Genomic DNA, 20,495 nt, shown 5'->3' with positions numbered 1-20,495 from the left:
TCAGCTGTTGTCGTGGCCCGCCATGATCAGCCTTGCGGTGATCTCGAGGCGATCCGCGATCTGCGAGTAGGACTCGTATCCCATTCCAGCTCGCACCAATGCGCCTGACCAGGCGATTTCAAGGGCTTCGAGGACGTCGGCGTCGTGTTCCGGTCCCAATGCCTCGACCAGGCGTTCGCGAATGTTCTTCCCGATCCGGGCGCGGAGATGTTCGACGTCCGGGTCGTCGGCCATCATCGCGGTGGTGACTGCGGCGGCGAGTTCCGGTTCATCGGACACCAGGAGTGCGACACTGCGCAGGACCGAACAGACCTGACTCTCGCGGTCCTGCTCTGCGTCGGCCTCGTGAGGGAGCGCGTCGAGGCGTCGCCAGAACAGTTCTGCGACAAGGTGACTCTTGGACGAGAAGTAGGTGTACGCGGTTGCCGGCGCGACCCCAGCTTCGCCCGCGACCATGCGAATGGTCAGGGCGGAAAACCCATGCGTACGCAGGATGGCAACAGCTGCCTTGGTCAAACGATCGACAGTTTCGGCCTGTTGTCCCGACAGGCGCCGGCGGGTGGACTCGAAGTTGGCCTTACCAGACATGTGTCCAGACACTACGGGAGCCGGGGAAGTTGTGCGCGGTGTGGGGGTCCCGTCAGGCTTTCCCGAGTCCGCCGGCAATTCCTCTGTCGAGTTGGTCGACCATGGCGGTGCTCAGGGCGGAGAGTTGTGCGACCTGGCTGTCGTCGAGGCCTTCGAACACCAAGGCTTGGACCAACCGAACGTGGCCGGGCGATGCCTCGATGACCTTGGCCATTCCGGCATCGGTGAGTACCGCGTTGGAGCCTCGGCTACCGCGGATCACTTCACGCTTGACCAAGCCGGCCTTCTCCATCTTCGTGACGACGTGGGAGAGGCGCGACAGCGACGCATTGGCTTGCTGTGCCAGTAGAGAGAGTTGCAGCTTGTGGTCGGGTACTTCTGACAGCGCCGACAGCACGAAGTACTCGAAATGGGTTAGTGCGCAGTCGCGTTGGAGCTGGGTGTCGAGAGCCGCTGGTAGGCGGGTTACCAAGGAGATGAGGGTGCGCCAGGCCTGCTGTTGCTCGGTGGTGAGCCACTTGGTCTGAACCGGCGACTCGGCCTGGCCGTTCGATCCACTCATCGGTCTGTACCCCTTCGAAGCGCTGTGTTCTACCACTACAGGGTTGCAGACGAGTGTCCAGTGGGTGCAGGCAGGGAATAGTTGCGCGTTTCAAGTGTTGAGTTCTATATTAGGTTGAACCTTCAACTTAAGACCATTCGGTGAACTCATGAGGAGCCGCTATGTCCGCCGCCACAATGCCCGCGCTGTATCTCAGCCACGGTGCCCCGCCGTTGGTGGACAGCGCTCTCTGGGTGAAGCAACTAGGCGCGTGGGCCGGTGACCTGCCACGGCCGACGGCAATCTTGATCGTGTCGGCACATTGGGAATCCGCGCCGCTGACCATCGGATCGACCACAACGGGAACCCCGCTGATCTACGACTTCGGTGGATTCCCCGAACGGTTTTACCGGGCTCGGTACAACTCGCCGGGGGCGCCGGACCTGGCCACGCAGGTGGCAGCGTTGATGCCAGATAACGAGCAGGTCGTCCAGCAACCCAATCGTGGCCTCGATCACGGCGCCTATGTTCCGTTGACGGTGATGTACCCGGATGCGGACATCCCCGTGCTGCAGATCTCCCTGCCGACTTTGGACCCCGAACGTCTGCTAGACCTCGGCCGACGGTTGCGTCCACTGCGCGAGCAGGGCGTGTTGATCGTGGGATCCGGATTTACAACCCATGGCCTGCCATTTCTGCGTGACCCGTCGCCGGAGGCAAAGGCTCCAGGTTGGTCTGCCGAATTCGACACGTGGGCCGGGGAGCGGTTCGCAGCCGGCGACGTCGATTCGCTCATCGATTTCCGAGCACAGGCTCCCGGTATGCCGTACGCACACCCGACCATCGAGCACTTCGCGCCGCTGTTCGTGACTCTCGGTGCGTCGTCCGATCCTGAGCAGGTGCCCACCCAGGTCATCGACGGTTTCTGGATGGGACTCGCAAAGCGCTCGATTCAGGTCGCGTAGCGGGTCAGGTGCGACTCCGGAGAAACTCGAGTGCCTGATCGCCATGTGTGCTCGCGCGGAATTCGCTCGAGATGACCTTCAATACGGTTCGATCCGTGTCGATCACGAACGTTGAACGTTTGACCGGCATCAACTTGCCGAGCAGTCCGCGTTTGACGCCGAACTGCTCGGCAACGGTGCCGTCGGTGTCGGCGAGCAGGGGATAGTCGAAGGACTGGGTAGTGGCAAACGTCGACTGCGCTTCGACGGTGTCGGTGCTGATGCCCGCGCGAGCGGCTCCTACCGCTGCAAAATCCTTGCCGAGGTCGCGGAAGTGGCACGCTTCCGCGGTGCACACCGGCGTTGAGGCTGCCGGATAGAAGAACAGCACCAGTGGCCCCTTCTCCAGCAGGCTGGTCAGCGAACGGGGTGTTCCGTCCTGATCGGGCAGGGTGAAATCGGGAGCAAGCTGACCTGGTTTCATTCGGCTGAGGTTACCCGCGAACGAGGCCCGCGCAGGTGAGCCTGGGATGATGGAGTCATGCACGGCGAGCCCACCTCCAAGTCCGCACCCTCGTCCGACACCGCGATCGTCGATGCGGCGTCCGATTCCACCACCACGCGAGAGCAGTTCCGTGCCCTCGCCGCCGAGCATCGGGTAGTTCCGGTGACGCGAAAAGTGCTGGCGGACTCCGAAACTCCGCTCTCGGCTTATGAGAAGTTGGCCGGGAACCGTCCGGGGACCTTCCTTCTCGAGTCTGCGGAGAACGGCCGGTCGTGGTCACGATGGTCCTTCATCGGCGTCGGCAGTCCTGCCGCTCTGACCGTCATCGACGGTGAAGCCGCCTGGTACGGCAACGTCCCCGCCGGCGCACCGTCCGGTGGCAACCCTGTCGACGCACTCGGTGCCACTCTCGAACTTTTGCGCTCGGAACGTCTGCCCGACCTGCCGCCTCTTACCGGCGGGATGGTCGGATTCCTCGGATACGACGCCGTCCGTCGGCTCGAAAACGTGGGCAACTCGGCCGTCGACGACCTGCAGATCCCCGAGATGGTCATGTTGCTGGCCGCAGACATTGCCGCCGTCGACCATCACGAGGGTGCGATCACGTTGATCGCCAACGCAGTCAACTGGGACGGCACCGACGCACGGGTCGAGGAGGCGTACGACGACGCCGTCGCGCGTCTCGACGCGATGACGCGGGCACTTGCGGCACCAGCCAAGTCGACGGTCTCCACGTTTGCCAAGGTCACCCCGAGTTACCGCCGTCAGCGCACGACGGAGAGTTTCGGCGTCGATGTGAAGAAGCTGATCGGCGATATCGAAGCGGGCGAGGCATTCCAGGTCGTGCTCTCCCAACGATTCGAGATCGACTGCACCGCAGCACCTATTGACGTGTACCGAATGTTGCGGGCCTCGAACCCCAGTCCGTACATGTACCTGCTCAACGTCCCGAACGGTGACGGTGAGACCGCATTCTCCATTGTCGGCTCCAGCCCAGAAGCGCTGGTTACCGTCTCGGAAGGTGTCGCAACCACTCACCCGATCGCCGGAACCCGGTGGCGCGGTGCAACCGAGGAAGACGACATCCTCCTCGAGAAGGACCTCCTCGCTGACGAGAAGGAAAACTCCGAGCACCTGATGCTGGTCGACCTCGGACGCAACGACCTCGGTCGTGTCTGCCGACCCGGCACGGTCAAGGTGCACGATTACCGCCACATCGAGCGATACAGCCACGTGATGCACCTGGTCTCCACCGTGACCGGGCACCTCGCGGAGGGCAAGCAGGCGCTCGACGCTGTCACGGCGTGCTTCCCGGCCGGAACGCTCTCGGGCGCTCCCAAGGTCCGGGCGATGCAGTTGATCGAAGAACTCGAACCCACCCGCCGCGGGGTCTACGGCGGCATTGTCGGGTACCTCGACTTCGCCGGTGATGCCGACACCGCGATCGCGATTCGCACCGCACTCATCAAGGACGGCATCGGATACGTCCAAGCCGGTGCAGGTGTGGTCGCCGACTCCGATCCGGTCTACGAGGACACCGAGGCGCGGAACAAGGCGATGGCCGTGCTCAGCGCGATCGCATCGGCACACACGTTGCGCACCATCGGAGGTGAAGGGTAAGTGAGCGAACAAGCTTCGAGCACCGGCGCGGACTCGCCGACACCACGTTCGGGCCGCAGCACCACGATGCTGACCACGCTCCTGCTGGGGATCGCGGCCATTGCGCTGTGGGGAAGCTCGCGGATGACGTGGGTACAAGTAACCTCCAGTGACGGTAAGACTTTGGCGCGCACCACGGATCTCGACGGTGGCACGTGGGCTGCGGCGATGACGCCGCTCGCTCTCACGCTTCTTGCTGCTGTTGCGGCATCGTTTGCGGTCCGTGGGTGGGCGCTCCGAGTTGTCGGCCTGTTGGTGGGATTGGTCGGCATCGGAGTCGCAGTTCCAGCTGTCCAACTGTTGGTTTCGGGAGCAGATGACGACCGCGCCGCAGATCTTGCCGAACTGTCCTCGCACCTCGAAGAAGTGTCCGCCGAAGCATCGGTGTTGCCTGCGCTGCTCGCGCTCGCCGGGGCCCTTGCGGCTCTCGCTGCCGGTGTTCTGCTCATGCGAAAGCCCAAGGCGCGCGCCGGTCTCTCGTCGAAGTACGACAACCCTGCAGCTCGCCGGGAGGCAGCGGCCAAGCTCGGACAGGGAAGCAAAGATGCGCCCGACGAGCCTGTGACACAACGGATGCTGTGGGACGCGCTCGACGCCGGGGAAGATCCGACGCTCGATACGGAAGGCGAGAAACCTGACGCGGACGGCAATGAGCCGGGCAAGGATTCACGATCGTGACCTCGATTACGTCCGAACTCCCACGCGCGTGGGTACCCGGGCGGAGTAGCAAAAAATCGCCCAACTAGGCTGACACCACCCCGATGACGTATCTCACATCGGGCACTTGCCCAGAAAGGATTCGGGCCACGATGACCGTACTCGACTCGATTCTCGACGGGGTGCGCGCTGATGTCGCCGCCCGCGAAGCCGTACTCGACTTCGCTGCAGTCAAGGCTGCCGCGGCCACTGCACCGCCCGCCCTCGATGCTGTAGCGGCACTTCTGGAACCGAGCATCGGCGTCATCGCCGAGGTGAAGCGCGCAAGCCCGTCCAAGGGTGCGCTCGCAGACATCGCCGACCCCGCCGAATTGGCAGCCGCCTACCAAGCGGGCGGTGCTCGAATTATCAGCGTTCTCACCGAAGAACGTCGTTTCCACGGATCGCTCGCCGACCTGGATGCCGTCCGCAAGGCCGTCACTATTCCGGTGTTGCGCAAGGACTTCATCGTGGGTCCGTACCAGATTCACGAGGCACGCGCCCATGGCGCCGATGTCATTCTGCTGATCGTCGCGGCACTCGAGCAGCAGGCGCTTGCCTCGTTGATCGATCGCACCGAATCGTTGGGGATGACTGCGCTGGTCGAGGTTCACACCGAGGAAGAGGCCAACCGCGCGCTCGAAGCCGGCGCCAAGGTCATCGGTGTCAACGCCCGCAACCTCAAGACCCTCGAGGTCGACAAGAACACCTTCGGTCAGATCGCCCCTGGCCTTCCGACCGAAACCATCAAGATCGCCGAATCGGGCGTTCGTGGCACTGCTGATCTGCTCGCGTACGCAGGCGCAGGCGCAGACGCAGTCCTGGTGGGCGAAGGCCTCGTGACCAGTGGTGATCCGCGTAAAGCGGTTGCCGATCTGGTCAACGCCGGAGCGCATCCGTCCTGCCCTAAACCGTCACGCTGAATCGCATCACCGCTCGGGAGGGGTTTGCCCGCACCCGAGCGGTTGCAATTGCCCGTACCCGGGCGGTGACAGGCGACACGCTTGGGGCAGACTGGGGGAGTGACTTCACGTACTCAGGGACCAGTCTTCAAGGGCGGCAATCTGCCGCCGGCCAGTGCCGGACTTGCCGAGCGCACCACTCATGATCCGGATGCCGGAGGGCACTTCGGTGTCTACGGCGGACGTCATGTGCCCGAGGCGCTCATGGCGGTTATCGAGGAAGTTACCGCCGAATACGAGAAGGCCCGCAGCGACGACGCTTTCCTGAACGAACTCGACCGACTGCAGCGCGATTACACCGGACGCCCGTCGCCGATTTTCGAAGCAACGCGTATGAGCGAATACGCGGGCGGCGCTCGCATCATCCTCAAGCGTGAAGATCTGAACCACACCGGTTCTCACAAGATCAACAACGTCCTCGGTCAGGTACTTCTGGCCAAGCGAATGGGCAAGACTCGTATCATCGCCGAGACCGGAGCGGGACAGCACGGCGTCGCCTCGGCCACCGCCTGCGCGTTGCTCGGCCTCGAGTGTGTCATCTACATGGGTGCGGTCGACACCGAGCGTCAGGCGTTGAACGTCGCCCGGATGCGCCTGCTGGGCGCCGAGGTCGTCTCGGTCGAAACCGGTTCGCGCACACTCAAGGATGCGATCAACGAAGCTCTCCGCGATTGGGTTTCCCACGCCGACGACACTTACTACTGCTTCGGTACCGCTGCCGGTCCGCATCCGTTCCCGACCCTCGTGCGTGATTTCCAGCGGGTCATCGGTCTCGAGGCCCGCGCTCAGGTTCAGGCCTTGACCGGTCGGCTTCCCGACGCCGTCACGGCTTGCGTCGGTGGCGGTTCCAACGCCATCGGTATTTTCCACCCGTTCATCGACGATCTGTCGGTGCGACTGGTCGGTTACGAGGCAGCGGGCGACGGCGTTGAAACCGGTAGGCATGCAGCAACATTCGCAGGCGGAACGCCTGGCGCATTCCAGGGTGCGTACTCGTACCTGCTGCAGGACGAAGACGGTCAGACCATCGAATCACATTCCATCTCCGCAGGTTTGGACTATCCGGGTGTCGGTCCGGAACATGCGTATCTCAACGACATCGGTCGGGCTACCTACGAGCCCGTCACCGACTCCGAGGCAATGGATGCGCTCCTTCTGCTCTCGCGGCGCGAAGGAATCATCCCGGCCATCGAATCCGCGCACGCGGTTGCCGGAGCGCTGCGCCTGGGCAAGGAGCTCGGCGAAGGCGCCATCATCGTCGTCAACCTGTCCGGTCGTGGCGACAAGGACATGGATACTGCCGCGAGCTGGTTCGGTCTGTTCGACAACGCAGACCAGCCCGCAGACCAGAACAACACGGAAGGCTCGGACAAGTGAGCGAACGACCATCACGCCTCGCATCCACGTTTGCGGCATGCAAGGCGGAAAACCGAGCTGCGCTCGTCGGATACCTGCCAGCAGGCTACCCAACGGTGTCCGAATCCATCGACGTCTTCAAGACGATGGTCGACGGTGGCTGCGACATCATCGAGGTCGGGGTCGCGTACTCCGACCCTGTGATGGACGGACCGACCATTCAGCGTGCCGCTGAAACTGCCCTCAGCAACGGCGTCCGCTTGCGCGACATCTTCACCGTCGTCGAGCAGATCAGCTCGGTCGGCGGCAAGGCCGTAGTCATGACGTACTGGAACCCGGTCATGCAGTACGGGATCGACAAGTTCTCCCGCGACCTCGCTGCCGCAGGCGGACTCGGACTGATTACCCCCAACCTCATTCCCGACGAGGCCGCCGACTGGATGGAAGCGTCCGAGAAGCACCACCTCGATCGGATCTTCCTCGTGGCACCCTCGTCCACCGAAGAGCGACTGGCTATGACGCTCGAGGCAAGTAGCGGGTTCGTATACGCGGCCTCCACGATGGGTGTCACCGGAGCGCGTGACGCAGTGTCGTCGATGGCACCTGAACTCACCGCACGGATCCGCGCGCATTCCGATATCCCGGTCGGTGTCGGGCTTGGCGTTCGCTCTGGCGCCCAGGCCGCAGAAATTGCCGGCTATGCCGACGCAGTGATCGTCGGGTCTGCGCTGGTCTCGGCTGTGGAAAACGGACTCGGAGCTGTCCGTGCCCTCACCGAAGAACTCGCCGACGGTGTCCGCTCGGCTAACGTGGCGTCGTGACGTCAACTGTTGAACTACTGGCCTACATTCCCAGTCCTCCACAAGGTGTCTGGTACATCGGGCCCGTAGCACTGCGCGCCTACGCGCTCTGCATCATCGCCGGAATCATCGTCGCCATCGTCTGGGGCGACCGGCGGTGGGTCGCGCGAGGCGGCGAGAAGGGCACCGTTCTCGATATCGCAGTCTGGGCCGTGCCGTTCGGATTGATCGGTGGCCGGCTGTACCACGTGCTCACCGACTGGCCGCAGTATTTCGGTGAAGGCGGCACACCGATCGACGCACTCAAAGTGTGGAACGGTGGCCTCGGAATCTGGGGCGCAGTCTTCCTCGGCGGTGTCGGCGCGTGGATCGGGTGCCGCAGGCGTGGGATCCCCGTCGCGGCGCTGGGCGACGCCATCGCGCCTGGTGTGCTGCTTGCGCAGGCGATAGGTCGGTTCGGCAACTACTTCAACCAGGAGTTGTACGGGCGCGAAACGACATTGCCATGGGGCTTGGAAATCTTCCAGCGTGTGAACTCGTCAGGTCAGACCGATGCGTTGTCCGGTGTATCGACCGGCGTCGTAGAGAAGGTCGTGCACCCCACCTTCCTGTACGAGGCCGTGTGGAACGTCCTCATCGTCGTCCTGCTTGTTGTGGTCGATCGCCGATTCAAGATCGGCCATGGACGACTGTTCGCCCTCTACGTGGCGGGTTACTGCGCCGGTCGGTTCTTCGTCGAACTCATGCGCGACGATCCGGCATACGAACTTGCAGGCATTCGCGTCAACTCCTTCACCTCGGTGATCGTGTTCGTGGCGGCAGTTGCGTACTTCCTGCTGGCCAAGAAGGGTCGCGAAGATCCTTCCGAACTGAAGTCGAAGGACTACGTCGAGAACACGCCTGTCGAGAACACGCCTGTCGAGAACACAGCTTCGGAGGCCACCGACAGTGATACCGACTCGGATGACGGTATCGCGACGGCAAAGGTTGCCGATTCAACCAGCGTGGACGCAAAGCAGGATGTTGATCTGAAGAAGCCGGACAAGCCATGACTGGTCCGCATCGCACCCAGTTCGAGGTATAAAGATCACTTGCCTCAACGATTTGCCGGACCGTCGTCGACCCGAAGGAATACACGTTGCCTGACTTGAACAAGTATCCGGATCCCGCAGAGTCCGGGGACGCTTCGAGCTCTCAATCCGCGGTTCCCCCGCAGTTCGGTTCGCCCTTCGATTACGAGGCGACCGCTGATGCTTCCTTGAGCGAAACCTCGGCGCCCACGGAGAAGACTCCGTCAACCGAAACGACGGGCACCGGCCCCGGCTGGGACACATATGCGGGAATGGGCAACGGCCCAGGGTGGGGGAGCCATCCGATTTACCCGCCGCCGGCGGGGTCGGAGCCCACTACAGCTTTCTCGGCTGGTTCGGATCCCACGGCTGCGTATCCGATTTCGGAGCCCGCGCCGCCGAACTACACGCCGCCGAGCTACGAGCAGCAGCCTTATCAGCAACAGAGCTATCCGCCTCCGGCGGACGGTCCGGTGTACGGCGTCCCAGCGGACCAGAGCGCAAATCCGTATGCAGCGCCACCGGTTCAGGGTTACACCGCTCCGCCGCAGAACCCCGGTTACGGGCAGCAGCAGCCTTATGCGCAGCCCTATGGTTTTGTCGATCCGTCGGCGCCGTTCGGTCGTGATCCGATCACCGGGCAGCCGTTCTCCGACAAGTCGAAGGTGACCGCCGGCCTGCTCGGCATTCTGCTCGGCGGATTCGGCGCAGGCCGGTTCTATCTCAATCAGCCCGGTACTGCGATCGCACAGATTGCGGTGACATGGTTGACGTGTGGAATCGGTGGTATCTGGCCGTTGATCGACGGCATTATGATGCTGACCGGCAGTGTGAAGGACAAGTACGGGCGACCACTCCGCAGTTGATCCCCTCGCTCGTTTCACCGTGGCACCTCGATACAGGGGTGCCACGGTTTTTTCTATCGCAACCTGCACATACCGGTTGTAAACTGACCCTTGCCGGTTGCGGGTTCGTGTGGCGGCCCCGCATGGTGGAGGGCACGCATGCTGTTTTCTCAGATGCCTGGTCCACAGGGGCTGTACAACCCCGATCAGGAAGCAGATTCGTGTGGTGTCGCCGTTGTCGCTGACATCTACGGCAGACGCTCTCATTCGATCGTGCAAGACGGCTTGTCCGCACTGCGCAAGCTGTCCCATCGCGGTGCCATCGGAGCTGATTCCACCACCGGTGACGGAGCGGGAATTCTCCTTCAGCTACCCGTCGAACTTCTGAGGGCTGTCACCGACTTCGTGTTACCGGATGTAAACGAGCGTGGTGAGAGTAGGTTTGCGGCCGGTATCTGCTTCCTTCCCCGGGCCGCGCGGCCCCGGCGACGTGCGTTCGAGCGCATCGAGCGGTGCGCGCGTTCAGTGGGATTGTCGGTACTCGGCTGGCGAGATGTTCCCGTCGATTCGGCAGTCCTGGGTATATCGGCAACGGAATGTGCGCCGTTCATCAGTCAGTGCTTTGTCGCGGACACACGTGGGGGCTCGGCCGGTATCGCTTTGGACCGCCGTGTCCTCGAGCTGCGTAAGCAGGCCGAACGGATCACCCCACATGTTGTGGACGAGGGTTCCGGCGTCTACTTTCCATCGTTGTCCGCGCGAACGATGGTGTACAAGGCGATGGTGACGCCGTGTCAGTTGCCGCTGTTCTACCCGGACCTGCAGGACGAGCGGATGCGTAGCGCACTGGCCGTCGTGCACAGCAGGTTCTCGACCAACACCTTTCCGTCGTGGACGTTGGCGCAACCGTTCAGATTTGTTGCACACAATGGCGAGTTCAATACCATTGTCGGAAACAGAAATTGGATGCGCGCGCGCGAGCCGCAGCTTCGGAGCGAGCTCTTCGGCGGCAATCTCGACGGGCTGATGCCGATCTGCACGTCCGGGGTGTCGGATTCTGCGTCGTTCGACGAGGTGCTCGAGCTGTTGTCCCTCGGCGGGCGCAGTGTGCCCCACGTTGTGGCGATGATGATTCCCGCTGCCTGGGAACAGGATTCGGCCATGTCGGCCGAGCTACGTGCGTTCTATCAATTTCATGCGTGCCTGATGGAGGCATGGGACGGACCTGCCTCGGTTACGTTCAGTGACGGAACCGTGGTGGGAGCCGTCCTCGACCGCAACGGGCTTCGGCCCGGGCGCTGGTGGCGCACCCGGGCGGGTCGAGTCGTATTGTCCAGCGAGAGTGGTGTGTTCGATGTGCCGTCGGCCGACGTGATAGCAAAGGGTCGACTCGAACCCGGTCGAATGTTCCTGTTGGACACGTCGCAACAGCGTATTGTTCCGGACGACGAGGTCAAGGCCGAGTTGGCAGGTGCTGCGCCCTATCGGCGTTGGCTCGACGCGAACCTCACTCTGGTTGGCAACACACCTGATCCGCCCAGAGCACGTGGGGACCCATCGGTGCTGATGCAGCATCAGCAGGTCTTCGGGTACACCGAGGAAGAGTTGAGTGTAGTTCTGACGCCGATGGCCGCCACCGGTCACGAGCCGGTGGGATCGATGGGAACCGATACGCCGCTGGCAGTGCTCTCCGCGCGTCCCAGGCTGCTGTACGACTACTTCGTTCAACTGTTCGCACAGGTCACCAATCCACCGTCGGATGCGATTCGAGAGGAAGTTGTCACCACGTTGTCGGTGGTTCTGGGCTCTGAACAGAATCTCCTCGACCCGAACGAATCATCGTGTAGGCGAACTCTGGTGCACAGGCCCGTGGTGTCCGGAGCGGAACTGGCGGAGATCGTCCGCATATCCGGCGCTGGTGTGACGACACTGCACGGTGTGTTCGACATTGCCGCCGGCACAGAAGGTCTGGAAGCGGCGCTCGGCGAGCTACGTGACGAAGCCAGTGCGGCAGTAGACGCCGGGCGCCACATCCTGGTCATCTCCGATCGAACGTGGGACCGTGACCACGCGCCGATTCCGTCGTTGCTCGCAGTTGGCGCAGTTCATCACCATCTCGTTCGGAAGCGTCGGCGCAGTAAGGTCTCGTTGATCGTCGAGACCGGCGACGCTCGGGAGATTCACCATTGCGCATTGCTGCTCGGATACGGCGCTGCTGCTGTCCAACCGTATCTGGCCCTCGAGTCGGTTGCGGAATGTGGCCTGGACGGGGTGGATTCAGGTACTGCGGCGACGCGCTATCTGGATGCGGCCAATCAGGGCGTGCTCAAGGTGATGTCGAAGATGGGAATCTCGACTGTCCAATCCTATACCGGTGCACAGGTATTCGAGGCCTTCGGCCTGAGTGCGCGGCTTGTCGACGAGTACTTCTGCGGCACCACGAGCAAGCTCGGCGGCATAGGTATCGCGGAGCTTGCCGAGGATGTGGTGGTGCGCCACGCGGCCGCGCATGCACATCGACGTCAGCTCGACTTCGGCGGCGAATACCATTATCGCCGAGACGGTGAAATACACGTGTTCACACCGGAATCGGTGTTCTTCCTCCAGCACGCCACACGGTCGGGCCGCGCCGACGTGTTCCGCCGGTACAGCGACGAGGTCGATCGCAGCGGCGCGCAGGGCGGAACATTGCGAGGGCTCCTTGGCTTCCGAACCGGAGATCGGCCTGCACTCAGCATCGACGACGTGGAACCTGCCGAGGCGATTCTGCGCCGATTCAACACCGGCGCCATGAGTTACGGCTCGTTGTCCGCGGAAGCCCACGAGACGATGGCGATAGCGATGAATTCGATGGGTGGACGATCCAATTCGGGGGAGGGCGGTGAGGATCCGGATCGCCTGTACGACTGTGCGCGTCGTAGCGCCGTGAAACAAGTTGCCAGCGGTAGGTTCGGCGTGACCAGCGATTATCTGGTCAGTGCAAGCGATATTCAGATCAAGATGGCGCAGGGAGCCAAGCCGGGCGAAGGTGGACAACTACCGGGCAGCAAGGTGTATCCGTGGATCGCCCGGACGCGGTATTCGACGCCGGGTGTCGGTCTCATCTCGCCGCCGCAGCATCACGACATCTACTCGATCGAGGATCTCGCACAACTGATCTACGATCTGCGCCAAGCCAACAACAAGGCCCGAATTCACGTCAAACTTGTCAGCGCTGTCGGCGTCGGAACCGTTGCAGCAGGCGTGGTCAAAGCGCATGCCGACGTGGTGCTGATCTCCGGCCACGACGGTGGTACCGGTGCGGCCGCGTTGACCTCGATCGAGCACGCCGGGACGCCGTGGGAGCTCGGGCTCGCGGAAACTCAGCAGACGTTGGTGCTCAATGGGTTACGGGAGAGAGTTGTCCTGCAATGCGACGGTGGTATGCGCACGGCCCGTGATGTTGTCGTGGCTGCGTTACTGGGTGCGCAGGAATACGGATTCTCGACAGCGCCGTTGATCGCCGCCGGTTGCGTCATGATGCGAGTGTGCCATCTCGACACCTGCCCGGTCGGGGTGGCGACGCAGAATCCGGAGTTACGGGCACGGTTCACCGGACGCCCCGAGTACGTCACAAGTTTCTTCCGGTTCATCGCCGACGGTGTGCGGGAGATTCTGGCCGACATCGGTTTTCACAGCCTCGACGAGGCAGTGGGGCGTGCCGACATGTTGGTGCCCTGCACCGAAAGTGGTAATCGGAAGAGTCGCCGCCTGGACTTGGCGCCGCTCCTGTCGGTTCCGGTCGTGACACGGCGCGGCGTCGCAGCTGCGACGCGGCCCGGCGTCGGTGATCTCAACAGGATGCTTGTCGAGCGCGCTGCCGACACACTCCACCATGCGACACTCGTTCGGATCGACTGCCACGTCCACACCGGGGACAGGGCAGTGGGTACAGCGCTCGGCGCCGAGGTGACCCGGAGATACGGGGCACCAGGGTTGCCGGACAACACCATTGTCGTGCGGCTGCACGGAACGGCCGGTCAGTCACTCGGTGCGTTCCTACCGAGGGGGATCACTCTCGACTTGACCGGCGACGCCAATGATTATGTGGGTAAGGGGCTTTCGGGAGGGCGGATAGCTCTCCGTCCCGACGCTGATGTCGGCTTTCGCCCCGAAGAACAGGTGATTGCCGGCAACACGCTCCTGTACGGGGCCACTGCAGGGGAACTGTTTGCGCGCGGCCGGGTGGGGGAGCGCTGTGCTGTGCGTAATTCCGGCGCCGACGCAATTGTCGAAGGGGCCGGTGATCACGCGTGTGAGTATATGACCGGCGGACGGGTAGTGATCCTCGGTGCAACCGGTCGAAATCTCGCAGCGGGGATGTCCGGCGGTATCGCATTTGTTCTCGACGTGGATCCGAACAACGTGAACCTGACGTCGGTTACGTTGCAAGAGCCGACGCCCGATGATCTCCTGTGGTTGAAGATGATGATTGCCGCCCACGTCGAATGGACGAGGTCCTGCGTCGGGGCTCGTCTGCTTGCGCACTGGTCGTGCGAGTCGGGGCGATTCACCAAGGTGATGCCGGTGGACTACGAGCGAGTAATCGAGGAACAAAAACTGGCAGGTGCAGCAGAGGCCGGCGACATTCTGACGGAGACGGCCAGTGCCTGATCCGCGAGGTTTTCTCGGCATCGCGCGCGCTTCGACGCCGATGCGCCCGGTGCCGGAGCGAACAGCTGACTGGAGTGAGGTCTATGCCGAGCTTCCCACCGATCAACGCAAGCACGAGGTGTCCGAGCAGGCATCGCGCTGCATGGATTGCGGAATCCCGTACTGCCATTCGGGTCTGTCGGGGTGCCCACTGGGGAATCTGATCCCGGACTGGAACGACCTCGTGCGGCGCGACGACTGGTCCATTGCCGCGGACCGATTGCACGAGACCAACAACTTTCCGGAGTTCACCGGACGGCTGTGTCCGGCGCCGTGTGAAACTGCCTGCGTACTTGCTCTTTCCAGTCACTTGACCAGTGGAAGCGTGGCAATCAAACGCATCGAAGCGGCGATTGCCGACACCGCGTGGGAAGAGGGTTTGGTGCACCCGCAGATCCCGTCCGTACGTTCCGATGCGCGGGTGGCGATCGTCGGATCAGGGCCAGCGGGTCTCGCTGCAGCGCAACAACTGACGCGTGTAGGTCACCGAGTCACGGTGTTCGAGCGGCATGACCGCGTCGGCGGGCTGCTGCGTTACGGCATCCCTGATTTCAAGATCTCGAAGCATCACATCGACCGCAGGATTGAACAGATGCGCGCCGAGGGGACCGAGTTCGTGACGGATTGTGATGTGGGGACCGACCTCGCGGCGGGCGAGCTCCTCTCCAACTACGACGCCGTTGTTCTGGCAATCGGGGCCGGGAGAGCGCGCGACGTCGACGTTCCCGGTCGTGATCTGGCAGGAATACATCCGGCAATGGACTACCTCGTGCCGGCCAACCGTGAATGTGCTGGTGACGGGCCGAGCAGGATCAGTGCAGCGGGCAAGAATGTCGTCATCATCGGCGGCGGTGATACCGGTGCCGACTGCCTCGGAACCGTTCACCGTCAGGGAGCCGCGTCGATTGTCGAATTGGATTACCACGAACAACCCCCACTCGAACGCGACGACGGCGCAGACCCGTGGCCACTCTGGCCGTTGTTACTGCGGAGCGCCCCCGCTGACGCCGAGGGGGGAGTGCGTGAGTTCGAGGTAGCCGCTCAGGAATTCAGCGGTGAAAGTCACGTCCGGGCAGTGCGCGTCGCGCCCGTCCGTGTGTCTCGGGACGAGAGTGGCCGACGGATTGCCGAACCGGTGGGGGCTGTATTCGACGTGCCGTGTGACCTTGTGTTCTTAGCCGTCGGGTTTACAGGCGTCGAGCGCACCGGCTTGCTGCGCGGCTTCGGCCTCGAGCCGAATTCACGAGGGGTGATCGCCTGCGGGCGCGACTGGCAGACTTCGTGCCCCGGCGTCTTCGTGTGCGGTGACGCACACCGGGGCGCATCGTTGGTGGTGTGGGCCATTGCTGAAGGACGCTCGGTTGCGCGGGCGGCCGATCGGTATCTGACTGGGGCATCGCAGCTTCCGGCTCCCGTACATCCCGGTGCGTTGCCACTCGTTATTAGGAATCGAAACTGAATCGAGTAAGAACAAAAGATGCACGTCGGACGCGCCGGATAGAAGTGCGCACTGCGAGCGACTAGGCTCGAGCCGTGAACCGACGGACAAAAATTGTATGCACCCTGGGACCGGCAACAGCTACCGGTGACCGAATCCGTGAGCTCGTGGAGAGCGGCATGGACGTGGCCCGGCTCAACTTCAGCCATGGCGACCACGCCGATCACGAAGAGAACTACATCCGCGTCCGCGCAGCGTCAGACGCGACAGGCAAGGCCGTCGGCGTCCTCGCCGACCTGCAAGGCCCAAAAATCCGGCTCGGTCGATTCAAGGACGAGCGGACCGTCTGGGAAAGCGGTGAAGAGGTTCGTATCACCGTCGACGACGTCGAGGGCACTCACGACCGCGTCGGAACCACGTACAAGGAACTCGCACGCGACGCCAAGCCGGGCGATCGCCTGCTCGTCGACGATGGCAAGGTCGGTCTTGTCGTCACGGCGGTCGAAGGCAACGACGTCGTCTGCACGGTCACCGAGGGTGGACCGGTCAGCAACAACAAGGGCCTTTCGCTTCCCGGTATGAATGTCTCCGTTCCGGCACTGTCGGGCAAAGATATTGCCGATCTGGAATTCGCCCTGAAGTTGGGTGTCGACTTCATCGCTCTGTCGTTCGTTCGTTCGCCTGCGGACGTCGAACTGGTTCACGCCATCATGGACCGAGTCGGTCGCCGCGTTCCCGTTATCGCGAAGCTCGAAAAGCCGGAAGCTATCGACAATCTCGAAGCCATCGTGTTGGCATTCGACGCCGTCATGGTTGCCCGTGGCGACCTCGGCGTGGAGTTGCCTCTCGAGCAGGTTCCGCTCGTGCAGAAGCGTGCCATCCAGATCGCCCGCGAAAACGCCAAGCCCGTCATCGTGGCAACGCAGATGCTCGAGTCGATGATCGAGAACTCGCGCCCCACCCGCGCTGAGGCTTCCGACGTTGCCAACGCTGTCCTCGACGGCGCGGACGCGGTCATGCTTTCCGGCGAGACATCGGTTGGCAAGTACGTCATGGAAACCGTCCGCACGATGGCACGCATCGTCGAGGCAGTCGAAACCGAATCGACACGCGTTCCTCCGCTGACTCACGTGCCGCGCACCAAGCGAGGCGTGATCTCCTACGCTGCGCGCGATATCGGAGAGCGCCTCGACGCCAAGGCCCTGGTTGCCTTCACCCAGTCCGGCGACACCGTGCGTAGGTTGGCGCGTCTGCACACGCCGTTGCCGCTTCTGGCCTTCACCCCGTTGCCTGAGGTGCGGAGTCAGCTGTCACTCACCTGGGGAACCGAAACGTTCCTCGTCGACTCGGTGTCCACCACTGACGAAATGGTGCGTCAGGTGGACAGTGCACTGCTGTCGCTCGGGCGCTACGCGAAGGGCGATCTTGTTGTCATCGTCGCCGGTTCACCTCCGGGAACCGTGGGCTCCACCAACCTGATCCACGTTCATCGCATCGGCGAAGAACTCCACTAGCGTGAGCGACGCGGACGCGTCGACAGACCTCGGCACTCTTCTCGGTCTGCTCGATCTCGAAACCATCGGAGACGACGCGTTCCGCGGGCATCACCCGGCGCAGGTAAGTTCGCGGACGTTCGGCGGTCAATTGGTGTCTCAGGCGCTGATGGCCGCCGGCCGTACCGTCGACGGTGATCGACCGATCCACGCGATCAACGGCCACTTCATTCGCGGCGGAGATGTCAAGGCGCCCATCGAATATCGCGTCGAGCGGCATCGCGACGGGCGCGCGTTCGCAAACCGTCAGGTCACCGCGTATCAAGGCGACAACGAGCTGTTCGTGATGCTGGCAGCGTTCCAGGATTCCGGCACAGGGCTAGAGCATGCCGTCGAAATCCCGGACGTTCCGCTACCGGAGTCGTTGCCGCCCTTGGGTGATCGACTGTCCGGCTACGAGGCGACGCTTCCGCACTTTGTGGGCGCACTCAAACCGATCGACATGCGGTACGCCAACGATCCGGCGTGGATTTTGAAAGGCACGGGGGAGAAACTCACTCACAACCGCGTGTGGATGCGACCGGACGGCGCGCTGCCGGACGACTCACTGATCCACGCCGCCGTGTTGGCGTACTCGTCGGACACCACCGTGCTGGATTCCATCCTGACCACCCATGGATTGTCGTGGGGGCACGATCGGATTGTTGCGGCGACCGTGAATCATTCGATCTGGTTTCACCGGCCGTTCCGGTTCGACGATTGGGTTCTGTACGCGACGGAGTCACCGGTTGCCGCGGGTTCACGAGGATTGGCGACCGGGCGATACTTCTCGATCGAGGGCATGCTGATGGCAACGGTGGTGCAGGAAGGCGTCATCAGGCACTTCCCGCGTAAGGGGGAATAGGACCCAGCCCCCGGAAGGGGGAACAGTCAGGCTGATTTGCGGTACTGCGATGCGAGTTCGTCGGCGCGATCCCAGGGCGACCAGTCGACTTCACGGCCGTCGAGTTGTGCCGCAACCACTTCCAGGCCGGCATGCCAGCCCGCTGCATGCGCGTACGCGGAGTCCTCGTCCTCCATCGTGTGTGTGAGGGTCAACCAGCACCCTCCGGTGCCGTCGGGGTGCAATTCCCAGTGCAATGTGTCTGCGTCCCACAGGTACTCGAAGATGTGGTGCGGATGGACGCTGATGACAGTTCCGTGTGAGCTGTGATCAGCGGGCAAGCCGTATCGCTTGACCTGTTGCGGCGTCACTTTGAACAGTAGGTCTGCGCCGGGAGTCAGTGTGAAATCGACGTCGGCGGGAAACCACGTGTCGAGAAATTCGCGTTGAGTGATGACCTTCCATACTTTGTCCGGCGATTGTGGAACGGCGAGCCGGAAGTTCAGAGACACCCGACCGTCGTACGTCAGGTTGATTGTGCCGTTGTCCATCGGTGCCTCCAACGTTGGTGCCCGTGCGGTTGCCACTATCGTGCCATTTTTGAGGCGCGGACGGAATAACTGCAGGTCAGATCGTTGTAATGTGTTCATGTCGATGTTCACGTGGCGTGCGGTTTTTCTCGGTCGGTGAGGACACCATGGGGGTAGAGGCAATTCTTTGGTTATCGTTCATTCTTTGTTTCCGGTGGTTCGTCATGCCTCCTGTACTGGCGATTCTCTGCTTAACCGTCCGGCATCGGCCGAAAGCGCTAGGCATGGTGAACACTTGGTAATGTAATGGTAAGTTCGCGTCATGGTCGTAACGAAGGTGTCCCGGGCGGAGTGTGTGGACGACGCGGATCGCGCTGGTGTCGAAACTGTGCGCTTCTACGACAACCCCGAGGCGATTCGCGGGGACTGGGAGCGTTTGGCTGCCCGTGTCGGGACTCGAATGTCGTCGCGGTTCCTGTACGCAGTCGGCGCTCACGACACCGACGGCAAAGGCTCATTCCTCCTGGTCGCGGTGTACCGGGGAGCGGAGATGGTGGCGCTGGCACCCTTTGCGGTTCGTCGCATGCTCACTGTCGAGGTGGTTCGCCTTCTCGGGCATGGGCGCGGTGTGGTCGGCGAGATCCTTGCCGCCGACGCCGATGCTGCTCGGGTCCTCTGGCGGGCGGTCGCTGCCCGTGGATTGGTGCTGCACGCCGATCTTGTTGTCGGTTCGGACATTGCGGTCAGTGCACTGTTGGACGATCCGCGATGGAACTGTGCTGTGCGAGTACGGGATACCAATCTCTCTGTGGATTTGCCGGAAGGTACTGTCCCCGTGGATATTCGGAGCGCGCGTTCGTTGAAGCGGCTACGTTCCTATCGGGCGGCACTCACTCGATCCGGGTCTTCACTGGAATTCGAGCAGTTGACGACTCCGGCCGATGTAGACCGGCGATGGTCCGACATGTGCACGGTTGCTGCAATCGGAACGTCAGGGCGCGACCGCGTGAACTTCCTGGCACCCCCGAACGAGGCGTTTGTGTACCGATTCCTCCGGAGAGAAGCAGAACTCGGACGCCTCGTCATCGTCGGGTTGGTCATCGACGGGGTGTGGTGTGCCCACGATGTTTCCGTTCGGACCGGTAGTCGGCTCGAAGGATGGGTCACGCATTACCGACCTGAATGTGCCCGGACTCAACCCGGACATCAAATGATGGAATGGCTTGTCGCGCACAGCAACGAACTTGCCGTCGACGAACTCGACATGGGAATCGGTCCCACTGACCTGAAATCGGTGTGGGCGAACAACCGCACACCGGTCGTGACCATCACCGGTGTGCGGTCGGGCAGAATCGGTTCGCGGGCAATCGTTCGCGCAATCGAGACCTGGGAATCGGGATCGTGGGTCAGCCGCTCGAGAAATCTGCGGGACAAGGCTCGGTCTGCTTGGCGCCGCGTGCGCTAATCCGGACGCCGTCGGCGTTAGCCGTTCG

17 protein-coding genes are annotated in these 20,495 nt (G+C 62.7%); 13 read left to right on the top strand and 4 right to left on the bottom strand.

Annotated elements, in window-relative coordinates; genetic code table 11:
* Together KYT97_RS05570 and KYT97_RS05565 are read right to left on the bottom strand one after the other, a co-directional pair.
* Complete coding sequence (locus KYT97_RS05570; RefSeq protein ID WP_033230861.1) at positions 1-588, bottom strand: TetR/AcrR family transcriptional regulator; 588 nt, start codon at positions 586-588, stop codon at positions 1-3.
* 52 nt (positions 589-640) lie between these two features.
* Positions 641-1,150: a MarR family winged helix-turn-helix transcriptional regulator gene (locus KYT97_RS05565; protein ID WP_116101372.1), complete on the bottom strand. Its 510-nt coding sequence runs from the start codon at positions 1,148-1,150 to the stop codon at positions 641-643.
* Positions 1,151-1,311: 161 nt separating this feature from the next.
* Between KYT97_RS05565 and KYT97_RS05560 the strand changes: the two genes are divergently transcribed.
* Positions 1,312-2,094, top strand: a complete 783-nt coding sequence (locus KYT97_RS05560) for a dioxygenase family protein (protein ID WP_219111885.1) — start codon at positions 1,312-1,314, stop codon at positions 2,092-2,094.
* A 4-nt stretch (positions 2,095-2,098) separates the two neighbouring features.
* Here the strand turns inward: KYT97_RS05560 and KYT97_RS05555 are convergent, their stop codons facing one another.
* Complete coding sequence (locus tag KYT97_RS05555; protein ID WP_033231404.1) at positions 2,099-2,557, bottom strand: peroxiredoxin; 459 nt, start codon at positions 2,555-2,557, stop codon at positions 2,099-2,101.
* Between the two features lie 57 nt (positions 2,558-2,614).
* Between KYT97_RS05555 and KYT97_RS05550 the strand changes: the two genes are divergently transcribed.
* The 11 genes from KYT97_RS05550 (at position 2,615) to KYT97_RS05500 (ending at position 18,493) form a co-directional block, all read left to right on the top strand.
* A complete protein-coding gene (locus KYT97_RS05550) occupies positions 2,615-4,198 on the top strand; it encodes an anthranilate synthase component I (RefSeq protein ID WP_033230858.1) in 1,584 nt (527 codons plus the stop codon).
* A gap of 66 nt (positions 4,199-4,264) precedes the next feature.
* Positions 4,265-4,915, top strand: a complete 651-nt coding sequence (locus tag KYT97_RS05545; protein WP_092800321.1) for a TIGR02234 family membrane protein — start codon at positions 4,265-4,267, stop codon at positions 4,913-4,915.
* A 131-nt stretch (positions 4,916-5,046) separates the two neighbouring features.
* Positions 5,047-5,856 (top strand): indole-3-glycerol phosphate synthase TrpC, encoded by an 810-nt coding sequence (gene trpC, locus KYT97_RS05540; protein ID WP_033230856.1) that lies wholly within the window; start codon positions 5,047-5,049, stop codon positions 5,854-5,856.
* A 99-nt stretch (positions 5,857-5,955) separates the two neighbouring features.
* Positions 5,956-7,272: a tryptophan synthase subunit beta gene (gene trpB / locus KYT97_RS05535; protein ID WP_045070068.1), complete on the top strand. Its 1,317-nt coding sequence runs from the start codon at positions 5,956-5,958 to the stop codon at positions 7,270-7,272.
* Entirely contained in the window at positions 7,269-8,072 is an 804-nt protein-coding gene (gene trpA / locus KYT97_RS05530) for a tryptophan synthase subunit alpha (RefSeq protein ID WP_141484383.1), read from the top strand. Before trpB ends, trpA begins: the two co-directional genes overlap by 4 nt.
* Positions 8,069-9,103: a prolipoprotein diacylglyceryl transferase gene (gene lgt, locus KYT97_RS05525; RefSeq protein WP_219111884.1), complete on the top strand. Its 1,035-nt coding sequence runs from the start codon at positions 8,069-8,071 to the stop codon at positions 9,101-9,103. The genes trpA and lgt overlap by 4 nt, the downstream gene beginning before the upstream one ends.
* Positions 9,104-9,189: 86 nt before the next feature.
* Complete coding sequence (locus tag KYT97_RS05520; protein ID WP_372472247.1) at positions 9,190-9,987, top strand: NINE protein; 798 nt, start codon at positions 9,190-9,192, stop codon at positions 9,985-9,987.
* 138 nt (positions 9,988-10,125) lie between these two features.
* A complete protein-coding gene (gene gltB, locus KYT97_RS05515; RefSeq protein ID WP_219111883.1) occupies positions 10,126-14,619 on the top strand; it encodes a glutamate synthase large subunit in 4,494 nt (1,497 codons plus the stop codon).
* On the top strand, positions 14,612-16,117 hold the full coding sequence (locus KYT97_RS05510; RefSeq protein ID WP_219111882.1) for a glutamate synthase subunit beta: 1,506 nt from the start codon (positions 14,612-14,614) through the stop codon (positions 16,115-16,117). The genes gltB and KYT97_RS05510 overlap by 8 nt, the downstream gene beginning before the upstream one ends.
* Before the next feature lie 74 nt (positions 16,118-16,191).
* Positions 16,192-17,610, top strand: coding sequence for a pyruvate kinase (pyk, locus tag KYT97_RS05505; RefSeq protein ID WP_033230849.1), 1,419 nt, complete (start codon positions 16,192-16,194; stop codon positions 17,608-17,610).
* A gap of 1 nt (position 17,611) precedes the next feature.
* Positions 17,612-18,493 (top strand): acyl-CoA thioesterase, encoded by an 882-nt coding sequence (locus KYT97_RS05500; protein ID WP_116101367.1) that lies wholly within the window; start codon positions 17,612-17,614, stop codon positions 18,491-18,493.
* Between the two features lie 26 nt (positions 18,494-18,519).
* Here the strand turns inward: KYT97_RS05500 and KYT97_RS05495 are convergent, their stop codons facing one another.
* Positions 18,520-19,023, bottom strand: a complete 504-nt coding sequence (locus KYT97_RS05495; RefSeq protein ID WP_033231403.1) for an SRPBCC domain-containing protein — start codon at positions 19,021-19,023, stop codon at positions 18,520-18,522.
* A 301-nt stretch (positions 19,024-19,324) separates the two neighbouring features.
* On the opposite strand from KYT97_RS05495, the gene KYT97_RS05490 reads away from it, so the two are divergent.
* Entirely contained in the window at positions 19,325-20,467 is a 1,143-nt protein-coding gene (locus KYT97_RS05490) for a GNAT family N-acetyltransferase (RefSeq protein WP_219111881.1), read from the top strand.
* Positions 20,468-20,495: the final 28 nt, after the last annotated feature.

It is taken from the genome of Rhodococcus globerulus, assembly GCF_019334125.1.
GTDB classification, from domain to species: Bacteria; Actinomycetota; Actinomycetes; order Mycobacteriales; family Mycobacteriaceae; genus Rhodococcus_F; species Rhodococcus_F globerula.
The sequence above is the reverse complement of the archived record's forward strand: the minus strand, read 5'-3'. Positions and strand labels throughout refer to the sequence as shown.